This is a genomic window from Amycolatopsis sp. cg13 (genome assembly GCF_041346965.1).
Lineage (GTDB): Bacteria > Actinomycetota > Actinomycetes > Mycobacteriales > Pseudonocardiaceae > Amycolatopsis.
The window spans coordinates 7,539,591-7,558,812 of sequence record NZ_CP166848.1; the positions used below are offsets into that span (position 1 = coordinate 7,539,591).

A 19,222-nucleotide genomic window follows, 5' to 3' on the forward strand; every position below is an offset into this window, starting at 1 on the left:
GTGCGGCGTGAGCGGATCCGGCGTCCTGTTCGTCCCGAATAGACTCTCCGGGTGATCAACCTCCGGCGGGTCTCGAAATCTCGGCACGCAGTGTGGTTCCCCCTGCTCGGCCTCGCGTTCTTCGCCGGATCGCTGCTCCCGTCGCTGCAGACGTTCGGGACGCAGTTCGGCGGGTTGCCGTCGCGGCCGTTCGACGCGCTGGCGGTCGGGGCGGTCGCGCTGCAGTCGTTGTCGCTCGCGGGAGCCCGCCGGTGGCCGGTCGCGGTGCTCGCGCTGGTGGCGGCCGGGTTCGCGATCGACCAGCTGTGCGGGTACCACTCGTTTGCGGGCACGGCGTTGCCGGTCGCGGTGCTGAACGCCGGATGGCGGGCGGATCGGGGGCGGCGCGCGACGGCGATCGCGTTCACGGTGGCGTATCTGCTGTTCGTGGCGGCGTTTCCGCTGCGTGGCGGCGGTGAATCGGCGGCGGGAGTGGCCGCGTTCTACCTGTCGCTGGTCGTCGTGTGGGGGATCGGGGCGTGGCTGCGCTCCACCCGCGCCGCGGAGGTCGAGCGGCGCCGTCGGGTCGCTGAGGAAACGCGTGCGGCCGAGCGGGCGCGGATCGCTCGCGAGCTGCATGACGTCGTGACCCATCACGTGACGGCGATGGTCGTGCAGACCGAATCGGCGCGCTATCTCACCGGCGACCGGCTCGGCCAGACGCTCTCCACAGTCACCGACACCGGGCGCCAAGCCATCGCTGAGCTGCGGAATCTGCTCGACGTGCTCAATCCCGGCCCGCACAAGGACCTCGGCCTGGACACGTTGGTCGAGCAGACGCGGCGCGCGGGGCAGCCGGTGGAGTTCACCGAGGTGGGCACTCCCGCGGAATCGGGCGTGGCGCCGGTGGCGTACCGGGTCGTGCAGGAGGCGCTGACCAACGCGCTCAAGCACGCGCCCGGCAGCCCGACGTCGGTCCAGGTCCGGCACGGCGAGGAGGACATCACCGTGGAAGTCCGTACCGACAGCGAGGCCGACCTGGCCGTCGGTGGCAGCGGGCGCGGGCTGGCCGGGCTGCGGGATCGGGTGGACGACGTCGGCGGCGACTTCAGCGCCGGGTGCGGCGAGGGCGGCGGGTTCTGCGTCCGGGCCCGGATTCCGGCGTGAGCGCGCCCTTGCGGGTCCTCGTGGCCGACGACCAGGTGCTCGTCCGGACCGGGCTGGTGACGATCATCGACGCCCAGCCGGACCTGGAGATCGTCGGCGAATGCGGCGACGGGCAGGCCGCGGTCGAGCTGGCCCGGGAACTGAGCCCGGACGTCGTCGTGATGGACGTGCGGATGCCGGTGCTCGACGGCATCGCCGCGACCCGGCTGCTGGCCGGAGCCGGCGTCGCGGCACCGGTGAAAGTGCTGGTGGTGACCAACTTCAACCTCGACGAGAACGTTTACCAGGCGTTGCGCGCCGGGGCCGCCGGGTTCCTGCTCAAGGACGCTCCGCCGGACCAGTTGCTGCACGGGATCCGGACGGTCGCGTCCGGCGCGGCGCTGCTGGACCCCGAGGTGACGCGTCAGCTCGTCGGCCGGTACGCCACCCGGATCCGCCCCGCTGCCGCGGATCCGGGTGACCTCCCGCTGGCCCCGCGCGAGCTGGAAGTCCTCCGCCTGGTCGCGGAAGGCCTTTCCAACAGCGAAATCGCCGCGACGCTCGTGCTCAGCCAGGAGACAGTGAAGACTTACGTTTCGCGAATGCTCGCCAAACTCGGCGTTCGCGACCGAGTGCAGGCGGTCGTTTACGCCTATCGGAACGGACTGGTCGATTAGCCCGCGACTCGCGCGGCGACGTCCTCGATTTCCTGGACAGCGACCTCCGGCTGGTCCACATATATGTAGTGCCCGCTGGTTTTCGCGACAGTCAGTTTGCTGCGACTGGAGATCGCGAGCCATTTCTCCTGACCCTCGGACCACGCTCGTTCCAAGCCCGGTCCGTATTTGGGAAGTTGCGCTAAGTACGGCTGGCCGTGCTTGATCACCTCGACCGGAATGTCCCCGGCGGATTTCACGTCCGCGTCGGCGACGACCAGCTTTTCCGGGCTTTCGCCCTTGAACACCGCTATCGTCTGCGCACGGAGATCGGCCGCGTCCCCGGTGGCGTCGGCCGGGATTTCCCTGACCAGATCGGCGTTCTGCGTCGGCGAAGTGGCGTCCATCAGCACGAGGCCCTTGACCTTGTCCTGGTGTTCGGGCGCGTAGCGGGCGGCGATCAGCCCGCCGAGCGAATGTCCGGCCAGCACGACCGGGGAGTCCGCGGCGAGCTGGCCGAGGACGCCGGTCAGCACCTTTCCGGTGGTCTCGAAGGTCTGCGGACCGGCGGGCTGGTCGCTGCCGCCCGCGCCGAGCCGGTCGTAGGAGCACACCCGGTTCTTCTTGCCGAGTGTTTCCTGAAGGCTGGCGAATTTGTCCAGTGCGTCGCCGCCGCCGTGCAGCAGAATCACTACTGGTTTGCCTTTTTCGAGCGCTCCAGAACAGGAAACGTTCACCGATTTTCCGTCGACGGTGATTTTCTTCGCCCCGGTGAACGCGGCCTGGCTGACCGGTGCGCTGCTCGGTGCCGGATCCGGGTCCGTTTCCTCGTCGCATCCTGCCAATAGCAGACAGGCCGCGATCGCCGCCGCGGTTCCCCCGAACTTGCGCATCGAATACTCCTCCATGGCAGAACCCGGTTCACGAAAGGCCGTGCCGGGACGGGGAAACGCTACTGATTCGGCCGTATGGAATCGTCCCCGCGCAGTGGACACCTGCGGGTAGCTCTCCTGGGGGACACCGGGAGAGCTGCTTTAAACTCTCGGTATGTCATCGGGTGCCGCGCGAACCGGCCGGGCAGCGGCGGAGCGCGAGCCCGGGTCCCGGCTGGAGTTCGCCGTGCTCGGACCGGTCCGCGGCTGGTACGGCGGGCAACCGCTGGAGTTCGGGCCGGTGCTGCGGACGACGGTGCTGGTCGCGCTGCTCCTGCGGCCGGACGTCACGGTCAGCCGGGCCGAACTGGTCGACCGGGTGTGGGGCGAGCGTCCGCCGGAGAGCGACGGCGTGCCCGGCTACATCTACCAGCTGCGGAAATCCCTGGCCGGGGCCGGTGCGGACGCGAAATCGGTGCTGCGGACCGACCCCGGCGGGTACCGGTTCGCCGGGGCGGGCGTCGGGGTGGACGCCGTGCGGGTCGAGGAGATCGCCGCTCGCGCCAAGAAGGCGGCCGCGGCCGGTGCGCTCGCCGCGGCGGCCGACGGATACGGCCAGGCGCTGGCCTTCTACGAGGGCGTTCCGCTGGCCGGACTGCCCGGCCCGTTCGCCGAACGGGAGCGGCGCCGGTTCGGCGAACGCCGCGTCGGGCTGGTCGAAGGCCGCACGGACGCGCTGATCCGGCTGGGGGAGTACGAATCGGCGATCAGCGAGGTGTCGGCGCTGCTCGCCGAGCATCCGGATCGCGAATCGCTGACCGGCCTGCTCATGCGGGCCTTCTACGGCGCTGGCCGGCAGTCCGACGCGCTCGACACCTGGCGCGAGTTCCGCGTCCGGATGCGCGATGAGCTGGGGCTCGAACCCAGCGAAGACCTGCGTCGCGTGCACGAAGCGGTGCTGCGCGGCGATGACGGTGCGCTCGATGTCGCGTCCCGGCCCGCATCGCCACCGCGAATCCGGGACGAACTGCCGCACGACGTCGGAGAGTTGGCCGGCCGCGACGACGAACTGGCCCGGCTCGCCTCGCCGGGGAGCGCGGTGTCCGCGGTGGACGGTGTGCCCGGGGCCGGAAAGACGGCGCTGGCGGTGCGCGCGGCCCAGTTGCTGCGCGAGGAACATCCCGACGGGTGTTTGTTCGTTGGCCTGCACGGGCACAGCACCAGCCGGGCTCCGCTCGCGCCGGTGCGAGTCGTGCGCCGGTTGCTGCGTTCGGCGGGCGTCAACGACCAGAACATTCCGGACGACCTGGACGAACTGTCCGCGAACTGGCGCGCCGCGACCGCTCCGCTGCGTTTGGTGCTGGTGCTGGACGACGCCGTCAGCGCCGAACAGGTCCGCCCGCTGCTGCCCGGCGGAACCGGCAACCGGGTGCTGATCACCAGCCGCCGCCGACTGCCCGGTTTGGACGTTGAACGCCGGATTTCCTTGGGACCGTTGACTTCCGACGCCGCGGCTGGCCTATTGAGCAGGATCGTCGGTCCAGCTCGCGCGGGTCAGGAACGCGAGGCGGTGCGCGAACTGGCCAGCCTTTGTGGACGGCTTCCGCTCGCCCTGCGCATCGCGGGAGCCCGGCTGCAGAACCGTCCGATGTGGACTTTCCGGGATTTGGCGGACCGGCTCGCCGACGACACCGGCAGGCTCAGCGAGCTGACCGCCGAGGAACGCAGCGTCGAGGCCGCGTTCCGGCTTTCTTATGACCAGCTTCCGGCTGACGCGCAACGCGCCTTCCGCACGTTGGGCCGCGCGCCAGCGCCCGAGTTCGATGAACTGGTCCTCGCCGCGATGCTCGGCTGCTCCCGGCGTGCGGCGGAAAGCGTGCTGGAGGACCTGGTAGACGCGAACCTCGTGCAGGCCTTCGCCGCGGGCAGGTACCGAATGCACGACCTGGTCGCGGTTTACGCCCGCCGCCTCGCCGCGGACGAACCCGATGTCGCCAGCGGACTCGGGGTGTACCTGCAGGCCTGCCGCGGCGCGAGCGAATGGGGCGAACCCGGTTTCCCCACGGGTCCGGAACTCCCCGACTCGCCGTTCGCCGGACTCGTGGACGCTTCGGCCTGGCTGGACCAGGCGGGCGACCTCGTGGAAGTGGTCTCGTCCGCGGTCGCGGCCGGGCACGCGGACTACGCGTGCTGGATCGCCGAGGGTGCCGTCGACTATCTCGTGCGGCGCATCCGCTACCGGGAATGCCTTGCCCTGCTGGAAGTCGTGCTGTCCGAAGTGGACAACGTGGCGGACCGGCGGATGGCGACGGCACTGCGCTTCGGGCTCGGCTGGGCACACCTCGCGCTGGGAGATTCCGCCCAGGCCAGGAAATGGTGCGAAGAAGGATTGCGAATCAGCCGCGAAAACGGTGACCGGCGCGAAACCGCGCGAGGTTTGTGCGGGCTGGGAATGGTCACGATGCTCGCCGGACAGCTCGATGAAGCGGAGCAAGTGTTGACCGAGGCGCGAACGCTGGCCGCCGAGGTAGCGGACAGCTGGCTGGTCGAACGGGCGGTTTCCGGACTCGGTTACGTGCATTTCAAACAGGGCGATTACGAACTCTCGCTCGCCTGCTTCGCCGAATCGCGGGAAGTCGCGGTCTCGACGGGCAATCCGGCGATGCTGGGCCGGGTCTCCAGTCACATCGGCAGCGTCCGGCTGCATCTGGGCCGTTCGGCGGAAGCGGCGGAACCTTTGCGCGAGGCAGTCGAATTGGCGGAGCGGGTCGAGGATCGGCTGTTGCTGGTGAGTTCACTGTCTCGGCTTGGTTCCGCGGTGCAGGATTTGGGGAGTTTGGATGTGGCGCTCTCGTATCATCGGCGGGCGTTAGGCGCGTTGACCGATCAAATGTCGCCGTGGGCGGAGATCGAGGTTCGTAATCGGCTGGGGGCTTGCCTGCAGGCCCGGGGTGACGACGCGGCGGCGCGGGAGCAGTTCGAATTGGCCGCTGCGGTGATGGCTTAATCCGCCCGGCCGGGTTGGCAACGACGGCCGACCCGGCCGGTTCAGCGTGCGGAATCTGTCCGATCAGGAGGAGCGGATCGCCTCGATCTCCAGGACGAGTTCGATTTCCTTCGGCACGAGAAGCCCGCCCGATTCCAGCACCATGTTCCAGACCAGACCCCAATCTTCGCGGTTGATCTTGCCTCGAGCGGAGAACACCGCGCGATCGTTTCCCCATGGGTCGCGCGCGTGCCCGAGATACTCCACAGCGAGCGTGACCGGACGCGAAACTTCTTTGATGGTCAGGTTTCCGGCCATGGTCGCGTGGCTTCCGGTCGCGGTGACCGAGACCGATTCGAACGTGGCTCGCGGGTGATGTTCCACGTCGAAGAAATCGCCGGAACGGAGATGGTCGTCCCGGGTGTGGTCGCCACTGTCCACTGTGGCCATCTCGATGACCGCGCGCACTGTGGTGTCTTCGATCCGCTCGCCGATTTCCAGCGTCGCGTCCACGCCGGTGAACCGGCCGCGGACCTTGGTGAGCAGGAAATGCCTGCCGACGAACCCGACCTCGGCGTGCCCGGGGTCGACCTTCCAGGTACCCGCCGCGGGAAGTTCCGTTCCGGCGACTACGCGGGTAGCGGCTGTCGCGTCTGCCATGTCGTGTACCAGTCCTCTCAGTTCCCGGATTCGGTCGGCAGTCCGGCCGCGATCCAGTCGGCTTTGCCCTCGTCGTAGTCGAAGACCTGGGTGTACCCGAGTTCCGACAGCTGCTTCGCGACAGTGCCCGAGTTCTGGCAGGGCGAGTCGGCGCAGTAGACGATCACCGCGGAATCCTTGCGCGGCAACAGGGCAGGGGCGAGCTTCTCGACGTCGTCTACCGGCAGATTCAGCGCGCCCGGCAGATGCGCCTTCGCGTAATAGTCGGCGGGCAGCGCCTCGACGACGATCGCCGACCCGGCGTCGATTCGCCGCTTGACCTCGTCCCGCGTGATGGGCTTGACCATCGGACCTCCTCGAAGAATTTATGTGCGTACGCACGCACTCTATACATTAGGTGCGCCCGCACGCAATGAACTACACTGGGCGGGTGAGCGACCCGAAGATCGGACTGGAGGCCTGGCGGGCGATGCTGCTCGCGCACAGTGCCGCGGTGCGAGCCATTGAAACCGACGTGCAACGGGGCGGAACCGTGCCCCTGGCCTGGTACGACGTCCTGCTGGAACTGAACGCGGCGGGGAAGAACGGGCTGCGGATGGCGGAGGTCGCCGACCGGGTGGTGCTCAGCCGGACCCGGGTGAGCCGGCTGATCGACGAGATGGTGCGGGCCGAGCTGGTGACGAAGCGCCCGGAACCGGACGACCGCCGGGTCAGCTGGGCGGTGATCACCGATGACGGGGTCCGCGCGCTGCGCAAGACAGCGCCGGTTTACCTGCGGAGCATCGAACGGCATTTCTCAGCGCACGTCACCGACGAGGAGGCGGCGGTGATCGGGAAGGCGTTGCTGCGGGTCGCCGAAAGCGGGAAGACCTCGCGGCCGGTCTAACGCAACCTCCACCGGTGGTCGGCGGTCCCGTTGTCGCTGAACTGGACCCGCTTGGCCGACGACAGCTGGCCGTTTTTGACCGCGCTCCTTGATCGCGAGCGGACGCTTGCTCGACCTGGCCGCCACCGAATCGCAGCGAGAGAACGCGCTGGAATTCGTGTGCTGGGCACGCGAACGAGCCGAATCGCGCCGCTGATCACGGGCGATCAGCGCCCGTTGCCAGGACGAAACACCGTGAGCTCCCCGTACTCGACAAAGCGCCCGCAAGATCACCAGATCCCTTGCGCAGCACGGAATCCAGAAACGCCAGACTGGCAGCGGCCACCACACGCGGACTCTCAACGCGACCCAGCGACCCGACGATCGAAGGCACCGGCGGCAGATACAGCGGGCCATCAGTGAAGGTGAGATGCGCGGCACCAGGAATGGTGAGTCGGTAGTTCGTCGCCGTACCCCGCGTGAGCACCTCGGTAAGCCGAGGCAGATAGCGCGGATCGGTGGCCGGAGTGACGGCCTGGGTGAGCGCGAGCGTCGGCTGATCAAGCAACGGCGACAAAGGCCCGCGAGGGTAACCGTCCAGATTGATGACGGCGGTGAACCGGTGATCCCTCCTAGCCGCCAGCAGCGCGGCGGCGCCACCCATCGAGTGTCCGGTCACGGCGACCCGACTGGTGTCGAGGCGGGCGGTCAGCGGGTCGGCGCCGAGCCGGGTCAGTGCGAAGCTGAGGTCGGCGGCTCGGATCGAGGTCCAGTCGTCAGCCAACCTGTCGTCCTCATCCCGGTCGCCGGTGGAGGACGTAGCGCTGGTGATCGTCCGACCGTCGGCGAGCACGACGGCTGCGGAGTCGTACGGGTGGTCTAGCGCGACGACCACATAGCCGTGGCTGGCGATTTCCTCCGCCCATGCGGTGTTCTGGGTGCGCACCCCGCTCGACCCCGGCGAGAACAGCACGACCGGGAACCGTCCACCCTCGACGGCCACCGGGGCGTCGGGGATCGCGTGGGTACGGGCGCGCGGAACACCGTCGAACAGGAAACCCGGCAGGCCGACTCCGCCGGCGAGGGCTTCGGAGACGGTGCGTGCTTCGGAGACAGTGCGTCCGAGGTACTGGGCACGCGGCGCGTCCGCTGGGGCGTTAGCGGGGTACCAGAGCTGGGCCACGACCGTGCGGTGGTCCCGCGGATCGGCGGTGAAGGTCTCGGGACGGTCCGGGTCAGTCCACTGCAGCACCCGGGTGCCGACCGCGAAGTTGCCGGAGGGCGTAGGGAAGACGGGGACGGGAAAGGCCCACGCGGTCACTGGTCCGGCGGTGATCAGGCAGACGCAGAACACCGATCCCGGCAACGCCAGCCACCAACGAGCCCGCACCAGCGGGGAGAAGGCGAAGGGCGCCGCGACAAGACCGCCCGCCAGCACCGGCAGCAGTTGCCAGCGGATCCCAGTCACGCAGAGCGCGATAGCGGACAGCGCGACCACCGCCCCCGCCGCGACGGTGAAGCGCGGGCGGACAACACCGGGCAGCCAGCGCGCTGCCACCAGTGCGACGGCGCCGAGCACCGTGAGGATTTCCAGCAGGTTCATGCCGCCATATTCGGTGCCGGACCAGCCCGGCCACATCGCTCTCCAGGCCCGATCTCCGCCCCGTCCCCAGTGGCAATCGAGCACCCGGACCAGCGGCCGCACTACGACCGCAGGAGGTATCGGAAGTCCTTCCGCAGTCGCAATCCGGCCCGCCGGCGGTCAGCCGTCAGGCTCATGTGCGCGGCGGGCCGTCCGCCTACGCTTGCCTGATGACGACCGAGCGGGTGCAGGATTCCCTGTTGCCCGCGCTTCTCCTGCTTCACGTCTTGACCATGTGGACACCCGCGGAGCTACCGGTGGCTGCCACACTCACCGTTGCACTCGCGCTGCCCTTGGTGTGGCGACGCCGAGCCCCGCTCACGGTGTTCGGCGCGGTGGCAACCGCAGCCGCAGTCCAGTGGCTGGTGGGCATCCAGCTCCCCGCGGACGTCGCATTGCTGGTGGCGCTCTACACAGTGGCCGCGAACTCGGGCAAGCGCGTCACGTTCGTCGCTGTCGCCGTGGTGGAGATCGGGGTTGTCCTCGCCTGCCTGCGCTGGGCGGGTGACGGTGCGTTCCTGACCCCGTTCGCCGCGCTCACCGCGATGGTCATCGCCGCGGCCGTCCTCGGGGTGAACAAGCGGACCGCACGCGCCTACCTGGAAGCCGTGCGGGAACGGGCTGTCGCCGAGGAACGAGCCCGGATCACCAGGGAGATGCACGACATCGTCACCCACAACCTGTCCGTCATGGTCGCGCTCACCGACGCTGCCGTCTCCGCCCAGCAGCGGTCGCCGGACAAGGCCACCACCGCGATGCTCCAGGTCTCCGAAACCGGCCGACAGGCCCTGACCGACATGCGCCGTTCGTTAGGCCTCCTGCGCACCGACGAACCCGACGCAGCGCGCCACCCGCTGCCCGGCATCGCGCAACTGGAAACCCTCGCCGAGCAGATGTCCGCCGCCGGACTCCCGACCAGCCTCGACCTCGACGGCAGCCACACGCACATCCCCGCGACCGCGCAACTGACCGTCTACCGCCTGGTCCAGGAAGCCTTGACCAACACGCTCAAGCACACCCCCGCTGACACGCACGCGAAGGTCCGGATCGAATGCGCCGCCGACACCGTCACCGTGGATGTCACCGACACCGGTCCGCCGACGTCCCCCGGCTCCGGCAACGGCATCACCGGCATGCGCGAGCGCGCGGCAGTCTATGGAGGCACGGTGCTGGCCGGACCGCTTCCCGGCGGCGGCTGGGGAGTGCACACCCGCCTCGCCTTCGGTGCCTCAGCGGAGTCCGCATGACGATCCGCATCCTGATCGCCGACGACGAAGCGTTGCTGCGCATGGCATTCAGCATGGTTCTGGACGCCGAGCCGGACCTGGAACCGGTCGGTGAAGCGGCGAACGGCGCCGACGCCACCCGCCTAGCCGTCGACCTCCGCCCCGACGTCGTCCTCATGGACGTCCGCATGCCGACGGTCGACGGAATCGAGGCGACCCGGCAGATCCTCCGAAGCCGCCCGCAGACCAGAGTCCTGATCCTCACCACCTTCGACCTCGACGAATACGCCTTCGCCGGGCTCAAAGCCGGAGCCTCGGGCTTCCTGCTCAAGAACGCCAGACCCGAGGAGCTGCTCGCCGCGATCCGCACCGTGGCCGCGGGCAACGCGGTGGTCTCCCCGCGCGTCACCCGCCGCCTGCTGGAGAAATTCCGCCCGCACCTCCCCGACGCAGACGCCGCCAGCGACGAGCGCCTGAGCAGACTCAGCGCCCGCGAACGAGAGGTGCTCGTCCAGGTGGGTTCCGGTCTTTCGAACGCCGAGATCGCCACCGCGCTGCACCTCGCGGAGGCGACGGTGAAGTCCCACCTGGGGCGGATCCTGCACAAACTCGAACTCCGCGACCGGATCCAGGCCGTGATCTTCGCTTACGAAAGCCGCCTCATCCACCCGGCGGGATAAATAAAACTGGCCGATACCCGCACCGTGAAGGTGATTTCGAGTATCGGCCGATGATGTGCCCTCGGCAGGACTACCAAAGGATGGGAACGGGGCTGACCAGGGGGTTTTCGTCGGCACGTTGGTGGTCGAGGCGAGCTTCGAGCTTCCCGGCTCGGGCGGGGGCCGGTCATGAGCGCCAGCTCGCGGACGGTTGCTCGGTTTGTCACGGTCACGATGGGGTTGGTTATCGGGCTCACGTTCCTGTTTGGCTTTGGGAACGTCCTCAACCTGGCGTTGAAGCTTCAAGTCCCAGCGTTCGTGGCACCGCTGGTGGCGCCTGCTGTTGACCTGACAGTGCTGGGGATGCTCGTCGGTACGCGACAGCTGGCGCTGTCCGGCGCCAGCGAGGAGGTGCTGCGGCCGCCGCGACGTCTGCTGTTGGCGGCGAGCGTGGTGACCCTGCTGCTGAACGTCGCCGATCCGGTGTTTGCTGGTCAGTGGGGTAAGGCCGCGTTCGACTCGGTTGGTCCGCTCTTGCTAATCGGGGTATGCGAAGCAGGTCCAGGCCTCCTTCGTGCGTTGAGCGTGGCGAGGCCCTATCCCCGCTCGGTCCAGTCGCCAGCGGCTTTGCCCGCGGAATCGGTGGATGGCGGCCTGGAACAGGTGGTGCCCGCCGCGGCAGGTCTGCAGCGCGAAAAGCGGGTCCGAGCAGCGGCCCGTGGGGATGCCGATCCTGATGAGGAACTCATGAGGCGAGCGCGTCGGGCGGACGCGGAGCACTGGCGGCGCTACCGACGTCCAATCTCTGCGGAGACTCTGCGGAAGCAGCTTCGCGTCGGAGCAGGGACGTCGCGGACTCTCGTGGCGGCGGTGCGGCTCGACAATGCGCCGGTAGGAGCGACTGGGCGTCCGTGACCGGCTTTGCCGCTGACGCGGGTGATCCCCGGCGACCAACTCCTGACTAACCGTCCCAACCGCGTCGGCGAGACCGCTAGCCGGCCGACGATGGACGACTCGTCGCGCCGCTGGCTGACCGAGGTCATCTTGACCAACGCGCACGCGCAGGCCGAGCTACGCAACTCCGCGGCTGGCGGAATGCTGGTGTCGCCCAAGGTCGAGCAGCGGCGGCTGCAAGCCGCCCAGGTCTTTCGTCCTGGCCGGCTTTGCAGTCGCCGCTGGCCGACACCGACGTCGAGAACATCAACATCAACGGCGACCGCCGGCTGGGGCCAGCATGCGGCCAGTCATCTTGGAACAGGTCGTCGTCTGCCTTCGTGCTCTGTAAGAAGCCCCACGCTGTCGAGAAGGTCGACAGTTCACGCCGTGTGATGGCCCGCCGGACAGGTGAATCGAAGAACAAGGCGATTACGGTCCGGCGACACACCACGATGGCGGTAACGTGCCGCGCTAGTAAGTCGATGTTGCGGTGGGCAACAGAGCACGTCAGAGCCAGTCTGAGCGATGGAGGCAGGTGATCAGGTTGTCGCAAGGTACGGCTGCGGTGACGAGTTCGCCTTCGGGCGTGGCTGCTGGCGGTTCACCTATCAATTTCCGTGCGCACGAAGTTCGCGCGAACACCCACGGCGCTCGTCAAGACTTCGAGGAGATGATCGGTCAGCTGGTCCGCGCCGTCCGGCCCGGGGTGGCAGCGATGGTTGCCGCCAACCCCGGTGACTGGGGCATCGATGTGTTCATCGGCGACCTTGGCGGTCACATCACGATTTGGCAGTCGAAGTACTTTATGCCCGAGGTTGCGGGCAGTACCCATCAAGCGCAAATCCGGGAGTCCTTCAACTCGGCGGTGAAGAACGCCGCCAACGAGAAGTTCGTATTGCACCAGTGGGTTCTCTGCGTACCGTCCAGCATGGACGCGCCTACATCGAAGTGGTGGTCGGGCTGGAAGAAGCGGACGGAGAAACAGCACGGGGTCTTGATCGAGTTGTGGGACGAGAACGAGCTGCGAGGACTTCTGCTCTCACCTGACGCGGAGGCTGTGCGCAGGCACTACTACGAGCCCGCTCGGTCGGTGCGCACGGTCGCCCAAGTCGTGAACTTGGTCGATGAGGACTCCGACCGGCTAGATTCAGCGTTGTTCGTGCGTCAGCTCCGTGAGGCAGGCCATGTGGAAGTCTCCGCATCCAAGCACCAATTTTTCAACGCCGAGTTGATGGCGAGAGAAATCGTGGACAAGGGAGTCCCCTCAGAGGTCGCCGCACTTTCCCATGCCGATGCGGCGGTGCATGGACTGTGGGAGGACCACTTCAACGACGCGTGCCAGATCCACGAGGGCTTGCGCCTGCCAGGCCTGCAGAAGTCGGTGATGGGTGAGATCAGATCCCAGCACGAAGCCCTGGGAGCTGGGCTTCCCGCAGGTGCGGTCCACACGACCGGCCTGATGCACCGAGTCGTCGACGACCGACGGGCCGGGTGGGTCCGCCACTGGCGGCAGGTCGCGGAGGACCACGTAGATCCTGCCGAGACCGGGCAATCAGGCGAGGTTCCTGACACCGCGGCCACAGCGGAGTCGTCGTGACCAGCCCGACCGACGCCCCAACGAGCTCGGGCTCCCGACCGCCGGTCGTGGTGCCGGAGGACGACGTCGTCTTCCGGCTGGCGCAGCTGGTGCTGCTACTTGCGTCGCTACGTGAGTTCAATCTTCCCGGAGCGTCGATCGAGCGGTTGGGGTACTACGACTTTCTCGTGGCCAACCCCATGCTGGTGCTCACCGATGAGGAAGACCGGGACCGGAAACGGCTGCTTATGGCGGGCTTCGACGGTCGGGCATTGAGCTACGCTAGCCCGGCACACCGCTTCACCACCCGGCGGGAGCGCCTCCAGCATGACCTGGCCCTGCTCGTGGCCTACGGCTTGGTGGAGCCGGCGGTGGACAAGAGCGTGCTGTACGCCGCGACTGCCGAAGGCGTCGAGCTCGCTGAGAGGTTCAGCGCCGTCTACGCAAGGTCATACCGGCTGTCTGCAGAGATTCTGCTCACCAAGCTGCGCCGCTATAGCGACTCCCGTCTACGCGATGCGGTCCAGACCTGGACCATGACGGCACGCGATTCCGCGCGTCCAGAAGCGCTCGACCTCCTCGATGCCATCCACCTGGTGGAAGAGAGCCCGGCAGCCTCCGACTTGCTCCTAGCCGACGCACCTGTTCCTCCGCCCCACGATGGACGCCGTACATGAGCACCGAGAATGACCCTGGCAAGGCTGGTCGGGAAAACCCGCCCACCGCGGGTGGCTCCTCCGAGCCCATCGTCGTTCCCCGTGGTATCCGGCTCGTGCGCCTCCGACTCAAGGGCATCGACCGCGACTACGAGGTCGACTTCCGGGACACCGAAACAAAACTGCGGTCGCTATCTGTCATCGCCGGGGCGTTCAGCACGGGCAAGTCCTCGGTGCTTGAGTTCGTTGCCTACTGCCTTGGCGGAAAAGATCACCCACGGCATCCGGAGATCCTCCGCAAGGTCAGGTCGGCGCTCCTCGAAGTCGAGCTCAACGGGCAACCTCACGTCATTGAGCGGGCTGTCGGTGAGCCATCCACTGCCGCGTTCGTCAGGACGGGACGCCTTGGGGATGTCGAGATCCCACCCCTCGACAAGAAGATGATCAGGCCTGCCGGTGCTGCGGACAGCCTCTCGAGTTTCCTCCTGTCTTACTGCGGTCTCGAAGGCGTGGAGCTGCGCGAGGCACCCACCCAGGCGGAGTCCGGAACCGATCCGCTCAGCATCCGCGATCTGCTGTGGCTCAGCTACATGCCCAACGAGCGACTCGACGACAAGCACCTGCTGTTCGAGAGCTCTCCCATGAAGCGCCTCAAGCTCGGCCAAGTGGTCGACGTCGTGTTTGGCGTCCACGACGACAAGGCAGTCGAACTCGGCCGCCGAATCAGAGAGCTGGAGAACCGACTCGCCAAGGCTCGCGCCGAGTACACCACCACCCAGGGGTTCCTCGACGAGCAGGAATTCGGCACGCGCGTTGAGATCGAACTGGTCCGCGGGGATGCCGAGCAGAAGGTCGAACAGGCCACGCGCGCGCTCGAAACTCTGGACACCGAGATCCGCGCTGCATCCACCTTTGCCGCGGACCTGCGCGCAAGGCACCGTGATGCGTCTCGGCAGGCACAGCAGGCCGCGGCGCTCGTGCGCGACCGTGAGACACAGCTACGCCGCCTCGTTCCTCTCCGTGCCCAGTACGCCGCCGACATCACCAAGCTGACAATGCTTGCCGAGGCACGCAAGTTGTTCGATCCGTTGCAAGTGAAGGTCTGTCCCGCTTGCCTGACTGTGCTCCGGGACGCCCCGCACATCGCCGACGGCCACTGCACGCTATGCAGCTCTGAAGTCACCTTGCCAGCAACAGAATCCACCGGCACCACCGCGTCCACCAACGGCTCATCTGCGAACAACACTGCAGGCACCGAAACCGAGGCGAAGTTCGACGTCTCCACCGAGCTGCGAGCCACCAAGGCACGCTTGGCGGAAATCACTACATTCGTCGAGGAGCTCGAATCAGAACTCGGACATCTGCGTATCGAGGCCAAGCAAGCCAACGACAACGAGGCTGGCCTCGCGCACGAGGTGGACGCCGCGACCAACGCCGCGGTGAGCCCCTACCTCAGCCAGCGCGACGACCTGATGCGCCAGCAGCAGGCCGCCGCGGCCAGCCTGGACCGGGCGAAGACCGCGATCAGGATGCTCGACAGCCTCGACCGACGCGGAGCTACAGTTGCTCGCCTTGAAACCAACGTCGATGCCTTGCGGGCTGAGATGAACGAAGCCGCTATGCAGCCGGACCGCAACGACGTCATTCACCGCATCAGCGAGCGCTATGTTGCCATCCTCACCTCTTGGCGCTACCCCAAGCTCGACCAGGCGTTCATCGACGGTCGCCTCGTCCCCCACATGCGCGGTATGAGCTATACCAACGCTTCCTCTGGGGGGCGCACCCTGATCTCCCTGGCCTGGATACTGGCGATCTTCCAGATCGCCTGGGAGACCGGCAGCGCTCACCCTGGCTTCCTCATGATCGACAGCCCGCAAAAAAACCTCGGCCAGGGCGGCGACCGCGACGCTGAATTCGCTGACAGCATCGCCGTCACGGATTTCTATCAGCACCTGCACACGTGGCTCGCAGGCGAGGGTCAAGGTGCCCAGATCGTTGTCGTTGACAACACGCCTCCGAGCTCCACCGACCCCGACGTCGTTGTTCGCTACTCGCGACGAGAAGACCAACCCCCATACGGACTCATTGACGACGAAGTCTCCTGAAGCAGGCCGCGGCCAGAGTCGGATCTCAGCCTGCGTAGCCTGGCCAAATCAGCCAGGGATATCCACTGTCTAGGTATTCGAGCACCCCTCGCCTCATCGGGCAGCATGTCCGGGCAGTTCAGACACGCCTGCTGGAGGCCCCACCATCACTCCAGGTGGCGAGTGACCATGGTCCGTCAACAGAACTGTATTTCGGTGATGGGGGCGCGAGGGTCGAGCCAGAGCTGCCAATGTCCGTATCCGAGCCATTGATCGCTCGGCTGGACATGGGTGATGGTGTGACCGCATGACGAGGCGGAGTCGCCGTCGTTCGGCGGCGTGGTTGAGGTAGTCCTCATTGCTCGGCTCGTAGCTTGTGGGTGTTGCCGGAGTGTGCGGTGGCGCTCTCGCGCACGGTGCCGTGGAACACGAAGGACATCGGGCCGTCTGTGGTTGTTCGAGGTGATCGGCGGTTGCTGCAGGCGCGGTCGCGCTGCGGCAGAACTGGTTCCATCACAGCTTTGGCCCGTGTAACTGGCACGGAACCTGCGCGCCGCGTCGGGGCCGTCGTCGAACTCGCGCAGCAGTCGCACGATGCCTGAGCGAGTGCTCAACACCGGGATGAGCGTGTGCTTCGAGGCGGTGACGCTCAGCCGTGGTATGGGCTCGCCGGCCTTACTCGTTGGTAGCGGGCTGAGCGGTTCGATCTTCTCGACATCTGGTAGCCGCAGTTCGTAGCGTTCGCCGTCTTTGAGGAGGGTGCCCGCTTGTCGCGGATGAGGTTCTTGGGTCGGTTCTTGAAGTCGCAGTTGCAGCATGGGAGATGTCTGCGTGCCTCGATGTCGGCTGGTCTGTTATTCGATTAATGATCACCGCTGTCGCTGTGAAGCCGTGATGTGCCGTCGCCTTCCTGCGTGCCTGATCCTTCAAGATCAGAAGGGGTGGAACTTGTTAGCTCGAATATTTCGGTGCGAAGTTCTTCTGATGCTTGCCAGGTGCCGGAAAGGTCTGTATAGAGGTCGCGGCCGGACTTGCTGGATGTGGGAATGTGAAGGCGCACCAAATCTGTATAGTGTGGACGGAAGCCGAACCAGATTTCCGAAAGCTTCAGGATTGTGGTTAGTCCAGCGCTGTCGCGCACGTGCAGGATGGTGAGTCCTTCGCTGGCGGGTTCGCCTGCTGAGCGGGAATTGGATACGAAAATCTTCCACAAACGGTCCGCACCGATGTCCGGTTCGCGGGCGATCGGATTTTCTCCGATGCGAGTCAAGGCTGTCTTGATGGCGGGGATCAGCTCGTCGAAGGACGATGGCAGCTGTACCTCTGTGTTGCGAGCTCGCGACACTGGCAAAAAGTCTGTTTCGAAGAGTTCGCGGAGTCGGGTGATGCTTTCGATGCTTGTGTAGCTGGTTTCCCGCCATAAGGCGGCGACCTGAGCGCGAAGGTCTTCTTGTTCTTTGATCCGGGCTGATCCGTGCATGAATAGGGTGTGTCTGTCGAATACCTCGCCAATCTGCGGTGTGCGATGAATCTTCATCGCGCCTGTAATTACGAACGCGTCCATTGAGGCCACGAGGCCGCGTTCCTGCGGATCGACGCGGCGGACGAAGGCAGCTTCTCCCGATCTGGCCAGGTCCCGCTGTTCGACTGATACGTCCTGGTTGGTGTCATTGAATGTGCCGGGACCAATGTATTCGGCGGGTCTTGGCAAGTCGACGACGAAGTCGATTCCGTCGTCGACTAGAAGGTCGGCAAACGGACTGTAGGCGTAGGCAACGTGCTGCGCATTTGGAAGAGTGCGGAGCAGGCCGTTGATGTGCCGGTCAACGGCGGACCCTGGCTGTGCGATGTCGGTGTCCAGGTCGACAATGAGGGTTGGGACCTCGGCAAGCGAGGTGCCGGCATTCAGATCGCCGTTTAGCTTTCGTAATACCGCGGCGTTTTTCTTGACCACGAGCAGCCGTGCTGCGGTGTTATTTAGGTTGTCCGGTGAGTTCAGCGGCTGGTCCGGTTGCTGCTTCTCGAACTCCAGCCCGCGCAAGCGCGGGCCCAGCCTGCTGTAGTCGAGGTCAGCGCCGGTTAAGCGGATGATGGCAGGCTCGCCTGGTAATGAGGGGAGCACTTCGTCGAGGCGTTCTTGAACCTGTCGACGGAGTGCGTTCTGGTTGCCCCCGAGGACGATGACCAAGCGGTATCCCGCGTCGATAGCCTTCGCGATGAGTCCGATAGCGGCGGCAGTTCGGCCGCTTCCTGGCTGTCCGATCACCAGTCCTCTGCGGTGACCAGGCGCGATGGCCGAGGGAGTCGCTAAGCGCGCGAGTACCGAGGTGGCCACGGAATCGGCGTTGGCGATCGCCTGGGCGGACCAGCCTTGGGCTTGCAAGGTTTCTCGGTAGAAGTGCCAGTACCCTCTGTGGAGCGCTCGTGTTTCCGGCTGGTGGGCGGCGGCTGAGTCGTCAAGACGTGCGAGGAGGGCAGCGCGTTCGCGCTCGAGTTCGGCGATCCGGTTGTGCGCTAGCTGCAACTGCTGGCGTATGGACTCGCTCGCTGAGGCATGACCGTTCCTGAGCTCGCGGTTTTCTTCGAATAATTCCTGACGGCTCAGCTCGAGAGACTCAAGACGAGCTCGGAGAGCTGCCGCCTGCTTCTGCAGGCGCTTCGCGTGTCCCCACGTCCCGCTCTGAGCGTCTTGAGCGGCGTGCAGCAGGTTCAACAGATCTCGGGGCTGCCCACGTTGCGGTTTCTGGCACCGTAGCTCGACCTCGTCGACGAGGTCGTTGATGAAGTCCTCGGACGGTAGCACCGCGCCGCTCAAGTAGCGGGTCACTGTACTCGCCTGGAGTGCCTGCTTCCTTGCATATGCACGTACGGACATCGGAAGCAGCATCGTGAACTGCGCGCGCAGCGCATCCGCGAGTGCGGATCGCTCGGCGGGGAGGTCTGTTCTGAGCGGCGCAAGGTGGCCGGAGGTGTGCCGCACTCGCCAAGTAAACCCCAGCAGCTGCGCGTTGGCCAGCTGTTGCACGGCCTTTTGCAACGCGTTGCAATTGATGCAACACCACCCCGGGCGGCAGCGTGACCTGCATCGACCCACGGCAAGGGGGAACGGACATGACCGAAAAGAAGACCGAGCAGTCGCAGGGACTGTGGCGGCGGGCAGGCGCGGAGATCGCGCTGGGGTTGTTGAAGGGGCTCGCCAGCGGTTGCGGCGGACTGATCATCACCGTGATCAGCTGGTGGGTCGCATGCCGGTAGCGGTTGCGAATAACGGAGACGGTT

The 19,222-nt window shown here is 66.4% G+C and carries 16 protein-coding genes; 11 read left to right on the top strand and 5 right to left on the bottom strand.

Translation table 11 applies throughout. The features are described from left to right. Positions 1-51: 51 nt before the first annotated feature. Positions 52-1,146, top strand: a complete 1,095-nt coding sequence (locus AB5I40_RS35395) for a histidine kinase (RefSeq protein ID WP_370934527.1) — start codon at positions 52-54, stop codon at positions 1,144-1,146. Further along, positions 1,143-1,802 carry a response regulator gene (locus tag AB5I40_RS35400; RefSeq protein WP_370934528.1) on the top strand — a complete coding sequence of 220 codons (660 nt, stop codon included), beginning with the start codon at positions 1,143-1,145 and terminating at the stop codon, positions 1,800-1,802. Before AB5I40_RS35395 ends, AB5I40_RS35400 begins: the two co-directional genes overlap by 4 nt. Here the strand turns inward: AB5I40_RS35400 and AB5I40_RS35405 are convergent. Further along, positions 1,799-2,674 carry an alpha/beta fold hydrolase gene (locus AB5I40_RS35405; RefSeq protein ID WP_370934529.1) on the bottom strand — a complete coding sequence of 292 codons (876 nt, stop codon included), beginning with the start codon at positions 2,672-2,674 and terminating at the stop codon, positions 1,799-1,801. The two genes, AB5I40_RS35400 and AB5I40_RS35405, sit on opposite strands and share 4 nt — an antisense overlap. 154 nt (positions 2,675-2,828) lie before the next feature. On the opposite strand from AB5I40_RS35405, the gene AB5I40_RS35410 reads away from it, so the two are divergent. After that, positions 2,829-5,660, top strand: a complete 2,832-nt coding sequence (locus AB5I40_RS35410) for a BTAD domain-containing putative transcriptional regulator (protein WP_370934530.1) — start codon at positions 2,829-2,831, stop codon at positions 5,658-5,660. A 63-nt stretch (positions 5,661-5,723) separates the two neighbouring features. On the opposite strand, the gene AB5I40_RS35415 is transcribed toward AB5I40_RS35410, so the two are convergent. Both AB5I40_RS35415 and AB5I40_RS35420 read right to left on the bottom strand, forming a co-directional pair. Next, a complete protein-coding gene (locus AB5I40_RS35415; protein WP_370934531.1) occupies positions 5,724-6,299 on the bottom strand; it encodes a YceI family protein in 576 nt (191 codons plus the stop codon). A gap of 17 nt (positions 6,300-6,316) precedes the next feature. Beyond that, positions 6,317-6,646: a rhodanese-like domain-containing protein gene (locus AB5I40_RS35420; protein WP_370934532.1), complete on the bottom strand. Its 330-nt coding sequence runs from the start codon at positions 6,644-6,646 to the stop codon at positions 6,317-6,319. Positions 6,647-6,729: 83 nt separating this feature from the next. Here AB5I40_RS35420 and AB5I40_RS35425 point away from each other — a divergent pair, with 83 nt between their 5' ends. Beyond that, complete coding sequence (locus AB5I40_RS35425; protein WP_370934533.1) at positions 6,730-7,185, top strand: MarR family winged helix-turn-helix transcriptional regulator; 456 nt, start codon at positions 6,730-6,732, stop codon at positions 7,183-7,185. Between the two features lie 196 nt (positions 7,186-7,381). Here AB5I40_RS35425 and AB5I40_RS35430 read toward each other — a convergent pair whose 3' ends face one another. Continuing rightward, positions 7,382-8,767 (bottom strand): alpha/beta hydrolase family protein, encoded by a 1,386-nt coding sequence (locus tag AB5I40_RS35430; protein ID WP_370934534.1) that lies wholly within the window; start codon positions 8,765-8,767, stop codon positions 7,382-7,384. Between the two features lie 209 nt (positions 8,768-8,976). On the opposite strand from AB5I40_RS35430, the gene AB5I40_RS35435 reads away from it, so the two are divergent. The 6 genes from AB5I40_RS35435 to AB5I40_RS35460 all read left to right on the top strand — a co-directional run bounded on the left by AB5I40_RS35435 (position 8,977) and on the right by AB5I40_RS35460 (position 15,964). Continuing rightward, positions 8,977-10,053, top strand: a complete 1,077-nt coding sequence (locus AB5I40_RS35435; RefSeq protein ID WP_370934535.1) for a sensor histidine kinase — start codon at positions 8,977-8,979, stop codon at positions 10,051-10,053. Then, a complete protein-coding gene (locus AB5I40_RS35440) occupies positions 10,050-10,712 on the top strand; it encodes a response regulator (RefSeq protein ID WP_370934536.1) in 663 nt (220 codons plus the stop codon). Before AB5I40_RS35435 ends, AB5I40_RS35440 begins: the two co-directional genes overlap by 4 nt. Before the next feature lie 168 nt (positions 10,713-10,880). Further along, positions 10,881-11,606 carry a hypothetical protein gene (locus tag AB5I40_RS35445; RefSeq protein ID WP_370934537.1) on the top strand — a complete coding sequence of 242 codons (726 nt, stop codon included), beginning with the start codon at positions 10,881-10,883 and terminating at the stop codon, positions 11,604-11,606. A gap of 556 nt (positions 11,607-12,162) precedes the next feature. Continuing rightward, positions 12,163-13,224, top strand: coding sequence for a hypothetical protein (locus AB5I40_RS35450; protein ID WP_370934538.1), 1,062 nt, complete (start codon positions 12,163-12,165; stop codon positions 13,222-13,224). Further along, on the top strand, positions 13,221-13,880 hold the full coding sequence (locus AB5I40_RS35455) for an ABC-three component system middle component 2 (RefSeq protein WP_370934539.1): 660 nt from the start codon (positions 13,221-13,223) through the stop codon (positions 13,878-13,880). The genes AB5I40_RS35450 and AB5I40_RS35455 overlap by 4 nt, the downstream gene beginning before the upstream one ends. Then, complete coding sequence (locus AB5I40_RS35460) at positions 13,877-15,964, top strand: hypothetical protein (RefSeq protein ID WP_370934540.1); 2,088 nt, start codon at positions 13,877-13,879, stop codon at positions 15,962-15,964. The genes AB5I40_RS35455 and AB5I40_RS35460 overlap by 4 nt, the downstream gene beginning before the upstream one ends. Before the next feature lie 841 nt (positions 15,965-16,805). On the opposite strand, the gene AB5I40_RS35465 is transcribed toward AB5I40_RS35460, so the two are convergent. After that, a complete protein-coding gene (locus AB5I40_RS35465) occupies positions 16,806-18,968 on the bottom strand; it encodes a Z1 domain-containing protein (protein WP_370934541.1) in 2,163 nt (720 codons plus the stop codon). Between the two features lie 86 nt (positions 18,969-19,054). Here AB5I40_RS35465 and AB5I40_RS35470 point away from each other — a divergent pair, with 86 nt between their 5' ends. Continuing rightward, positions 19,055-19,198 carry a hypothetical protein gene (locus AB5I40_RS35470; RefSeq protein ID WP_370934542.1) on the top strand — a complete coding sequence of 48 codons (144 nt, stop codon included), beginning with the start codon at positions 19,055-19,057 and terminating at the stop codon, positions 19,196-19,198. Positions 19,199-19,222: the final 24 nt, after the last annotated feature.